A 10248-nucleotide genomic window follows, 5' to 3' on the forward strand; every position below is an offset into this window, starting at 1 on the left:
GCCTAGGGGCACCCGCCACCCAGGGACTCGCCGCCGGCAAGGTCGCATCAGTCCACGAGCTGATCTCGATGCCATTACTTCGTCCTCGATACAGCACGACCGATAGGCCGTCACGCTGGGCATTCAGCATCACGGCGAAGATGCGATCCAACAGATCGACACCTCGCCATGAAGACTGCGAAATTGGTTGACTTGCAACAACTCTCGTACATCTGTATCGAGAAGGCTCTTCCCGATGCGATAGGGGTTGCGGAGAGACCGCAGCCTCAGGACCACACCGACCGCAACCACCGCCGAAGACGCGGCCACACAGGACCCTCCCCATGGATCGCCAGCCGATTGCCACAACCTCTCCAACCGCATGACGGACGACCTTCCCGCCACCACCGCCTCAGGCCGGGAACACCGCCCGTGACCGCGTCACGGTACGGGGAGCGCGGGAGGTCGCCGAGCACACCAACCAACACCGAAAACAGCTGCACACCTACCGATTCCGCGCCAAAATGACTCGCCCGATGACCTTGCGGGCGATGCGCCAGCGGCCGTCGGTGCCGTCGGACCCCTCGGCCGGTTCGACGTCTTGGCCGGCGATCAGGGCCAGCAGTGCCAACGCTTGCCCGGCCCGATCCCGGATGCTGTCGTCGAATTCTTTGCCTGCCAACGCATTCACAATCGTGTGGGCATCGCCGACCAGCGCTGACACCAACGCCTCACGAGCGGCCGGATCATCCCAGGCGATCGATGGCTTGCCCGGATCGTCGTAGTCGTGGGCATGACACCGTGCCGCAATGATTTCCACAGCTCCGGGCACCTCGCGGCGGACCCTGCGGATCGCCGCGATCAATTGCGTCACCGTATCCAGGGTCGCGACCGCGTCGTCGAGTACCACCGAATCCAGCGCGCGTCGTGTTTTCCCGTGCAGCACACCAGTTTCAGCGACTACCGCCCGGACAGCGTCGAAGATCCGGTTCGGCCGATCCGACGTGGCCAGGCGCCGCCGCCAGTAGGTCAGTGTGCTCGGATGAAATCCCTCATCATCCAGCGCGAGCCCGCAGGCCACCTTCCACCGCAGATCACACCGCGGCGCCTCGACCGCTTCCCGATCCGACAGATCATGCAACGCCTGCAACACCAGCACCGACGCCGCGACCGCGCCCGGCAGGCTGGGTCGTCCCGTGCGAGCCGGGAACAGATCGGCAAACAACTCCGCCGGAAACAACTCCCGGCGATGCTCAGCCAGCAACGCGAACACACTGCCCACAGGCACCAAATGCCCGACCAACGCTGCCGCGTCCATCAACTCCGGATTCGACCCACCCGCACCCTGCACCCCATGATCATCCTCAACGAGCCCGAACAACACGCGGGTTATTCAGCAGATTCCTAGTCGGCCGCGTCGCATCAACGTCGATCACGCGCCAAGGTGTCGCTGGCCACTTACCACATGGCCTGGGCCGCCGCCGACCTCGCCAAGCACCGACCCTCGCGGATGCGGATCGGGCGGTGAAACACGTGTGGCGAGCCACGATCGGCTCGCCACACGCACTGCACTTGCCAGTAGAACCAGGCCGGGAACCCCACGCAGCGTGGGCCGGGACCCACCCCCGCGAGCGAAAAGATCGTTACTGGTCTATCCGCCGTCGCTGCAAGGTGACGGGGTCGATATCCCAGGCGGCCATGCCTGTGTCCGTGGTTTCCAGTTTGACCGGCGGCTCGACAGGGCTGGTTCCCGCGGGCCAGACGCGCAACGCCCGAAAGCGAAACCCATCCTGCTCCGCCGACTCCCACTCGAACTCCACCTTCTCATCGGCGACCAGATGCCTGCGCTCGGACTTCAACACGCCGAAGGACGCCCAGCATCCACCGGGAACCGACGCGGAGTCGATGACTCCCCACCCCAGCTCCACATGCCACTCCCGCACGACGCCTGTTTCACTCATCAGTGCTGCTCCTATCCGGTGATCCCTCGTGCGGCACCTCGAACGTTGTAGTTCGCACCAGCCGCCAGCCCGTTCGCGACAGCGCCCACGCGGTTGCCACCCCGCTCACGGCTCCGACCGCAATCGAAATCAGCAGCAGCATCCACGGGCCGGGCAACCCCTGCAACTCGGCTACAGTACCCGGAGGAGACACCTGAACATACTCCCCGCCCGGACGATATATCTCGACATCGAGAGATACATTGGAAATCTTCCACAATGCAGCCCCGGCCGATGCTCCCAGCACGGAACCGAGAGTGCCGAGAAGCGTGAACAAAGCAGACCGCTTATCGACGGTGATCATTCGCGCATGTGTCATATCGTTCATGATGCCGCTCCCACGTATCACTCACCCTCGCTCTTGATGAATTGGTAGGCGTGCCCGAACTGCGCAAGGGTGACACCGTAAGCTATCGTGCCGTTCGGCTTCTTCCGGACCGTATCGTTGGTGAACTGACACATGCCGAGTAATTGATATTTATCGTATTCCTCATTATTCGGGATGCTACCGTGGTACTGATAGGTGATCGCCTCGTTGGTATGACTCCTGTCGTTATACCAGGTTTGCAGTTCACCGTTGCGATTCAGCCACGTCACGCAACCCATTCGGGTGTTCAGGCCATTGACGCCCTTGTTGATCATGAAGTCGCTGAGGTGGAAGGTCCAGATGAATCTCTTGGTGTCCCACTCTTTCGTGGGGCGGGTACCCTTGAATTCCCCCACTTTATCCCTAACGACCCATTCCTGCCCCGGCGCATACCACTTGTAATCCGGATCAGCGGCTTTCACCTCGCTGGTGAGGTCCACGACCTCGTTCTGGAAAGCCTGGGTGGGCAATCCTTTCTCGTCATCGTACTGGTCACTCACGGGATAGCCCCACGGGCTCTTTTCGTAACCGATGAACGCCCAGTAAGCCAGAATGCCGCCCGCAACCGGGTGTGCGTCGGTCGGGAATGTCCAGTACATCATGCCGCGTTCGAACTGATTGAACCGTCCCACCCCGTCCGGGGTGCCGGTCTCGTCGCTGGTCGGGTAGCCGAGAAAGCCTTGTTCCCAACCGGTTTCGCCCCACTTGCCGAAGATCCTGCCGCCGATCGCGTAGGCGTGGATGGGATTACGGGCGTTCCAGTAGATGGTCGAGCCGGTGAAGTGCTGCCGACGGCCGATCTTGTCGGGGTTGACGATCTCGTCGGTGGTCGGGTAGCCGATGTGACCGCCCTCCCAGCCCTGCCGGGCCCAAGCGGCGAAGAAGTGATTCACCACCGGGTGTGCCCCACCCTGCGGTGACCAGTAGATCGGTCCGTTCTGGAACTCGGTGCGTTTGCCGACACGGTCCGGGTTGGTGAGCTCGTTGGACTTGGGCAATAACAGAAAGCTCCGGGGGCCGCCGAGGGAGTTGTACTTGTCGCGGATCGCGCCGCATACCTCGTAGGGGGCGGGCCAGTACACCTGGCAGCCCGGGGCGACCCGTAACATGCGCTGCTTTTCGATGCGGGCTTCCATGGTTTCGGCCTTGTCGGCGTCGGCCTTGGTGTATCCGTCGGGGATCTTCTCCCGGTCCGAGCGCATCTTTCCCGGCACGATCGTCTCGTTCGGATGCTCCGTCGGCGCCCACTCACCCGAGCCGGTCTTCGGCGGTGGTGCCGGATTGGTCTCAGGCACAGACGGTTTCGGGGTAGCCGGTGTGACCGGAGCCGGTTGCGGGGCCGACGGGACCGGGGCGGTCGTGGGCGGCACCGACGGCGCCGGGGTGGCCGTGGATGGCTCAGACGGCGGTACCGGAGCGCCGGTGGATGGCGCCGACGGTGTAGTGGTGGTTGGCGCCGGGGTGACCGGCAGCTGGGGTGTGGTCGGCGGCGAGGTTGTCACCGAGGGGGTCGGTGTGACCGAGGGCGAGCCGGGTTCGGCGTGGGCGATGGTGCCGGTGGCCAGAACGGTGAGCATCGCCGCGATGGTGACGGCCCTCGCCGCCCGGATATGTCGGCGGCGGGCATGCCGCATCAACTGGTACATGAGAGCTACGGTCTTTCTCGATTGTGTCGACGTATGCAGGCAGACACGGATCACGTGTCGGTTTGCCTGAATGCTGAACGACTCAAATCGATACCAGCAGCCAGCGTTTTGCAGAAAATCGATGTTTAGCCCCGCCTAACTCCGCCGAAGAGGGGCGTCGTGTGTCGGGGAATGGAACTTCGGCATCGGAAATCTGGATCTTAAAGCGAGACCCCTTCCGTCTCAAGAGGAATGGCCAACCGTCAGCTGGACGACCGACCATCTGGAGCGCTCTAATCGACACACCAAGAATTCAATCAAAGCTAGAGCGCGTTCAAAATTCGCCTCCCGCACACCGATATCACATCCGGCATGCGTTTGGTGCACTGCGGCTATCTGAAGCGCGAGGTTCGGCCCTGCCCACCGACTGCGACCGCCCAGCAGTAGCGGCACGGCCCGCGCTGTCATCAGCCTCGCGGCGTCGTCCGCTCACCGCACCATTTCACCGACGCCGCCGGTCAGGTCAGGTTGACAGGGGCACCGACCGTGATCGCCGCCCGGATTCGAGGTTCGACCCGGTCACGGGTAGCGGCCAGCAGGATCGCGTGGGCGAGCTTCGCCAGCTACGCAGCCTCGGATTCGCGAGTGTCCCAGCACTCGACGATCACCGTGCGCTGAGGAGTACCAGCCGATCGTTGCCGCCTGGCCCGCCGCGATACCGAAACGCCCGGCCACAACACCCTTTTCGTACCGCCGGAGGCAAGGCCGCACAGACCCTTTTGCTGAATCGCCAGCTGATTGCCGCGACCTCTCCGAGCGCAGGACTGGGCGACCTCGGGACGCTACCGCATCAGGCCGGAGCGCGGGCGTGACGCGATCGCAGAAAGGGCGCGCGTGGGGCACCGCCGAGCAAACCCACCGACACGGAAAACCGCTGGGCACCTATGGATTCCGCGACAAAACGACCCGCCCGACCACCTTGACCGCGTCACGTTCTGGAGCGAACGTTTGTGTCGTGAAATGTACTGAATTGTCCCGAAATGCAGCGGAAACGCCCTAAAGAACACTCTTACCTGCGGAAACGGGTGGTTTCAAATCCCCTATCCTCCGCTGCGAAGCCGCAGGTCAGGGGCAGCTTTCGGGTTGCTCCTGATTTGCGGTCACGTGCGGTCACGGTTTTCGTGGCATTCGAGGACAGTCGGCAGTTTCACGGCGCTCCCGGTGCGGGAGTGTCTGACCTGTTGGATATGTACCTCAGAGGTTGGCATGGCGAAGATCCGCGAACGCACGCGGAAGAACGGCAGCACCTACTACCAGATCATCTACTGGTACCAGGGCAGCCAAGGGTGTGAGAAGTTCGAAACCGAGCCCGAAGCCGAGCGGTGGCTGAAGGTCCTGGACACGGTCGGGGCGGTCGAGTGGCTGCGGATGCTCTACTCCGTCGAGGCCGCCACGACCCCGATCACCGACGTGCCCGGTGCACGGGATCTGCACCCAGATCATCGAAGGCTTGACCGGGATCGAGAAGGGCACACGGAACCGGTACAAGAGAATCCTCGTCAACGACATCGAGCCGTTCTTCGGCGCGGGCTCCCCCGTCACGGTGTTCACTGATCTGTCGGTGCCGCGCTGGGTGAATCATCTGGCCGAGAACGTCGGGAACGCCGCGAAGACGATCGCCAACAAGCACGGTGTGCTGTTCCAGCTGTGCAAGGCACTCGTGCGGCGCAAGTTGCTGACCGAGAACCCGTGCCAGCACACGAAACTGCCGCGCGTGGTGTCGACCGAGATGTGTTTCCTGGAGCCGGACGAGTTCGCCGCCTTCCTCGCCGCGCTGCCGGATCGGTGGCGGCTGCTGGTGGAGTTCCTGCTCGCCTCCGGTGCCCGCTGGGGTGAGGTGACCGCGCTGCGGGTCCGCGACATCAACCGCAGCAAGCTCACGGCGCGAATCCACAAGGCGTGGAAGTACACCGGGAACAAGCCGATTCTGGGTACGCCGAAGACGAAGAAGTCCACTCGGACGATCAACCTGCCCGACCATCTCGTCGCGCGACTACCTCTCGATGGTCGTCATCCCGACGAGTGGTTGTTCGCGCTCGACGACGGGTCCCCGGTGCGGATCTGGTACTTCTACAAGGACATCTGGGTGCCCACCCGCGACGCCCTGTCGCTCGCGCGGTCGGCGAGCACATCGGCGCGCATGCGCATCACATCCAGGCCCTGAGCGACCGCTTTCGCATCACCCTGCCCGATCCGCTTCCACAGCCCGAGCAGCATCGCATCCAGCCGCTCCAAATCCAGGCGGGCCCCGATGTCGGCGGTCTCCTCCCGCGCCCGCAACGCGGCCGTGACCAGGTCGTAGGCGCGGTTCTCCGTTACACCAATCTGCTCGGCGATCTTCGCATACCCCACGCCCGCCTTCCGTAACTGCAGGGCTTGCTGCGCTGCAACCGATTTCGAAGAACTCACGTCAAGCCTCACCCCTTTCCGCCGCTCCGCGTGGAAGCAACGATGTGGCGGATAGAGGAACGAGCGCGACGCAGGGGCGGTGCTCGCAGACAATGCTCCGCGCAATCCTGTCGACGAAATCCGTTGGCCGACAGTTCATCCGGTCACTTACTTCCGTTCGGAAGATCTGCTGACACTTCGCCGGACCCCCAGATACCGTGACGTATCACGGACGTATTCCGGTGAGCCAGAGGGGATTTCACAGTCTCACGGAGTCCGCGTCTCGTGAGGGGATGAGAAGGAGGGGTACATGACATCCAGTCGGCAACACCACGGGCGCGCTCGACGATGGCGCGCCCACGCGGTTCGGACCGCCGCCGTTCTCGCAACGATCACGATGCTCGCGTTGGACCCAGCCGCGGCATCGGCGCGGCCCGCCGATCCTCCCTACCCGATCGGCGGCGCGATCAGGGTCGAATACGACGAAACCGGAGGATTCGACTTCTTCGGCAATGCGACCAATCCGGAATCCGACGCCGCACGGGGAGGCCGCTGGCAGGCCTTCGAGAAGAACAGCTCGATCTACTGGCATCCGCTGGTGACCAACGGCCACGCCCATCAGATCGGCGGTAGCATTCGGGACAAGTGGGGCCAACTCGGCTGGGAGAACGGGCCGTTGAAGTATCCGACGAGCAGGGAGGTGCCGGCCGGGAAGCCGGGGCGGTTCAACAACTTCGAGGGCGGGGCGATCTACTGGTCGGGTAACACCGGGGCGCACAACATCTGGGGCGCGATTTACGGCAAGTGGGGCGAATACAACTGGGAGAACGGCCAGCTCGGCTTCCCGGCCAGCGACGAGTTCGCCACCCGCAACAACGGGGCCGGACAGCACATGGAGGGCGGCGAGATCTACTTCTCCCCGCGTACCGGCGTCCACCCGGTGTGGGGCGCGATCCGCGATCAATGGGTGAAAGCGGGCTGGGAGAACGGGCGATACGGGTACCCGACCACCGACGAAGTCGACGGCGGGAACACCAGCAACAACACCCCGACCGGGTACGAGGGCAAGTGCCAATCCTTCGAAGGCGGGATCATCACCTGGAACTTCGCGCTGCCACTCTACGACAAGGACTTTTCATCGGTCTCCACGAACCCGACACCCCAGCTGACCATCTTCGACCACTCCAAATACAAGAGCGAAGTCAGCAACGCGATCACATTGTGGAACTCCAAGGGTCGCGTGAAAGTAGTGACGACCGGTGACCGGCAACCCATCATCCACGTGTTCGACGAGAATCGTGCCGACGTCTCCTACGTCGGGCTCTACACCAAAAACGCCGATATCAGGCTCAACTCGCACTACATGGACACATACCCCCCCGACGTGAACAAGAACACCGTTCTACACGAGATGGGACATGCACTGGGGCTACGTCACAGTTGCAAGGACAACATCATGTTCGCCAGAGTCACCTCACAACTCCAATTCGGAGACATCGATAACAGGTCCTACCAAGCGATGTGGGGAGCATCCTGATCATGCACGCAACCCTCAAATCAGCTTCCGCGCGGGTCGTCCACCTCGCTACCGCCGCGCTGACCGCAGCCGTCATCGCGGGTTGCGCACAGCCGGAGCCGTCACCGGAACCACCGGCACCGAAAGTCGTCCAGGTCACCAGCGACACAGCATTCGACGCGAGCGACCGCGACGCAGTGGCAGGCTGGGCCGACGCCATCTTCGTCGGAACCGTAGAGAAATACCTGGACACCAAGGCCCCGGCGTCCGGCACACCGGAGACTCAGTTCCAGGTATCGGTCGTCACCGAACTCAAAGGCGACCTCCCCGCCAAAGTCGTGGTCAACCAGATCGGCGGCATGTCCCACGACCACAACCTCATCGTCGTCGACGGCATGCCATTGATCTCCAGCACGAAAACCTACCTGTTCATCGCCCGCTATTACGCCGAGAAGAAATGGCTCACCATCGCGAACGGGCTCGGCGCCACGGAACTGACCGGCCCGAACCGAGCCAACACTCAACCCGAACCGGATGCCGTCGAACGAATGCGCGACGCCATCGCCCATCAAAAGCCATTCGGAGACGAAAACACACGGCCGAAACTGCCCGACCCCGCCACCCTCCCCTCCGACATCACCGACACCCCAATCCCACCACAGACCCCGAGTCCGACACCGACCCCGACCGGAACCGGCACCCCGGCCCCCACCACGAGTCGTCCAACAACGGCCCCAACCAGATAGCAGCTCCACCATCGGGCCTCCACTCGTGCACGAGACCACTATCCAGTAGGTGGATTCACCCGCCTGGAGTTCGGTCGTGAGCCCGAGACACCACAACCGACCGCTCACTCCCACACACCAGGGAGAGACGGTCGGTTCTCGTTTACGCCCTTCAGGTGGCGATTGGCGGCCCCGCAGCCGATGCGGGGGCACTACGAGGTGCGGGGTCCGAGACTAGAACTCGGCGCACCACCCTGGAGGGGCGGTTCCAACCCTGGCCCCACCCCGCCATCCGTCGACGGCGAGTCCAGCCCCCGGCCTAGGTTCCGGGAGCACGACGACAATAGCTCTGAATTTTGTTGTGCTGCAACGATTTTCATTGTTCACAAAGATGTTGACTTCACCCGCCGGTCAGAGCGTTCATGGTGTGGCAAGCAACCACCCAGCAATGACCGAAGGAGCTGAAATCTCATGGACCCGGACCGCATCGGGATCATCCCCGACCGCGACCTCACCCTGGCCCGGCGCGCGGTGATCGACCGCGCCCTCGTGCACCTGCGTGACACCAACCCGGCGGTCGTGATCGCGCAGCTGGCCGACCCAGACCTGCGCCTGCACGACCATCTGCGCCGCGACCCGCAGGCTCTGGCGGCCTCGCTCGCCGAGGGCCGCTTCGGTACCGGCGGCCGGTTGTTCGGCGCGTACAAGGGCGCGCAGCAGGTCCTGCGCGCTGCGGGCCTGCCCACCAACTGACCACCACAACCGACATAGGGAGGGAACACGATGACCGAGAACCCGGACCGCGACCGCGACCGAGGTCGCCGGGAGCGCGACGTCGAGTGGCGCGACGAGCCCGACCCCGGCCGGGGGGACTGGATGGACTGGGAGGGCGTCACCATCCGCGACTGGGGCCACGCCCTGGTCGACGTGCGCGGCGGCACCGTACGGGTCGCGGTCTACGACGACATCAACGAGCGCGAGGCCCTGCTCACCCTGCTGCCCGAGCAGGCCATCACCTTCGCCGACTGGGTGGTCTCGGCCGCCTACTCGGCGGCGGAGAACCTCGCCCGCATCCCACCCCGGCCACAACCGGACTGACCCGCCGTTCGATCGCCACACCGCGCACTCGCGCGGAATCCATCCAATTCTGTTGCTCGTCAGCGTATTTCGCGAACATCCACGGCGATCCCCGACTTCACTTCCGGCAACACGAGAGCTATCGTTTCATCACCGTAAATAGACACGAAAAATACTGGTAGAGAAGGGGATTAGGTTATGAAGGTCGGTGTGCCGGTGTATTGGATCGGCGAGACGGGCGTCGATACCACGGTCGGCAAAATCCTGGCGTACCCGGCGGTCGATCCGGACGGGGTCGCCGACTACCACGTCGCCGAGATTCGGTGGGCCGACGGAGAATTCGAGGTGTGCCTGCTGCACGAGATCGCACCGGTGCCGGACCCGACCCCGGAGCAGATCGCCGCCGTCGCCGCGTTCTAGTACTCCAGCCGGACTTCACGTTCGTGTGAGTTGGTTTGATCGTCGCTGGTAGTGGCTGGTGCGGGCGCGGTGTTGGTGTCTGCGACGCCAG

Annotated in this window: 11 protein-coding genes and 1 pseudogene; 7 read left to right on the forward strand and 5 right to left on the reverse strand. The window is 63.6% G+C overall.

What is annotated here, in order from left to right; translation table 11 throughout:
• Positions 1-517: 517 nt before the first annotated feature.
• The 4 genes and pseudogenes from ACIA76_RS43225 to ACIA76_RS43240 all read right to left on the reverse strand — a co-directional run.
• Positions 518-1330: pseudogene (locus ACIA76_RS43225) on the reverse strand (transposase); the annotation flags it as partial.
• A 292-nt stretch (positions 1331-1622) separates the two neighbouring features.
• Positions 1623-1940, reverse strand: a complete 318-nt coding sequence (locus ACIA76_RS43230) for a hypothetical protein (protein ID WP_397161330.1) — start codon at positions 1938-1940, stop codon at positions 1623-1625.
• Positions 1933-2307, reverse strand: a complete 375-nt coding sequence (locus tag ACIA76_RS43235; protein WP_397161331.1) for a hypothetical protein — start codon at positions 2305-2307, stop codon at positions 1933-1935. The genes ACIA76_RS43230 and ACIA76_RS43235 overlap by 8 nt, the downstream gene beginning before the upstream one ends.
• A 17-nt stretch (positions 2308-2324) precedes the next feature.
• Positions 2325-3641: an LGFP repeat-containing protein gene (locus tag ACIA76_RS43240; protein ID WP_397161333.1), complete on the reverse strand. Its 1317-nt coding sequence runs from the start codon at positions 3639-3641 to the stop codon at positions 2325-2327.
• Between the two features lie 22 nt (positions 3642-3663).
• Here ACIA76_RS43240 and ACIA76_RS43245 point away from each other — a divergent pair, with 22 nt between their 5' ends.
• Together ACIA76_RS43245 and xerC are read left to right on the forward strand one after the other, a co-directional pair.
• Complete coding sequence (locus ACIA76_RS43245; RefSeq protein ID WP_397161335.1) at positions 3664-4062, forward strand: hypothetical protein; 399 nt, start codon at positions 3664-3666, stop codon at positions 4060-4062.
• 1419 nt (positions 4063-5481) lie between these two features.
• Positions 5482-6195 carry a tyrosine recombinase XerC gene (xerC, locus tag ACIA76_RS43250; protein ID WP_397161337.1) on the forward strand — a complete coding sequence of 238 codons (714 nt, stop codon included), beginning with the start codon at positions 5482-5484 and terminating at the stop codon, positions 6193-6195.
• Here the strand turns inward: xerC and ACIA76_RS43255 are convergent.
• Positions 6102-6440, reverse strand: coding sequence for a hypothetical protein (locus ACIA76_RS43255; protein ID WP_397161338.1), 339 nt, complete (start codon positions 6438-6440; stop codon positions 6102-6104). The genes xerC and ACIA76_RS43255 overlap by 94 nt on opposite strands.
• 289 nt (positions 6441-6729) lie before the next feature.
• Between ACIA76_RS43255 and ACIA76_RS43260 the strand changes: the two genes are divergently transcribed.
• The 5 genes from ACIA76_RS43260 to ACIA76_RS43280 all read left to right on the forward strand — a co-directional run bounded on the left by ACIA76_RS43260 (position 6730) and on the right by ACIA76_RS43280 (position 10157).
• Positions 6730-7956, forward strand: a complete 1227-nt coding sequence (locus ACIA76_RS43260) for a hypothetical protein (protein WP_397161340.1) — start codon at positions 6730-6732, stop codon at positions 7954-7956.
• Between the two features lie 2 nt (positions 7957-7958).
• Complete coding sequence (locus tag ACIA76_RS43265) at positions 7959-8681, forward strand: hypothetical protein (protein ID WP_397161342.1); 723 nt, start codon at positions 7959-7961, stop codon at positions 8679-8681.
• 450 nt (positions 8682-9131) lie between these two features.
• Positions 9132-9413: a hypothetical protein gene (locus tag ACIA76_RS43270; RefSeq protein ID WP_397161344.1), complete on the forward strand. Its 282-nt coding sequence runs from the start codon at positions 9132-9134 to the stop codon at positions 9411-9413.
• A 30-nt stretch (positions 9414-9443) separates the two neighbouring features.
• Positions 9444-9758, forward strand: coding sequence for a hypothetical protein (locus ACIA76_RS43275; protein WP_397161345.1), 315 nt, complete (start codon positions 9444-9446; stop codon positions 9756-9758).
• A gap of 177 nt (positions 9759-9935) precedes the next feature.
• A complete protein-coding gene (locus tag ACIA76_RS43280) occupies positions 9936-10157 on the forward strand; it encodes a hypothetical protein (RefSeq protein ID WP_397161347.1) in 222 nt (73 codons plus the stop codon).
• The last annotated feature ends 91 nt before the right edge of the window (positions 10158-10248 follow it).

The sequence above is a fragment of the Nocardia sp. NPDC051570 genome (genome assembly GCF_044454005.1).
Taxonomy (GTDB): Bacteria; Actinomycetota; Actinomycetes; order Mycobacteriales; family Mycobacteriaceae; genus Nocardia.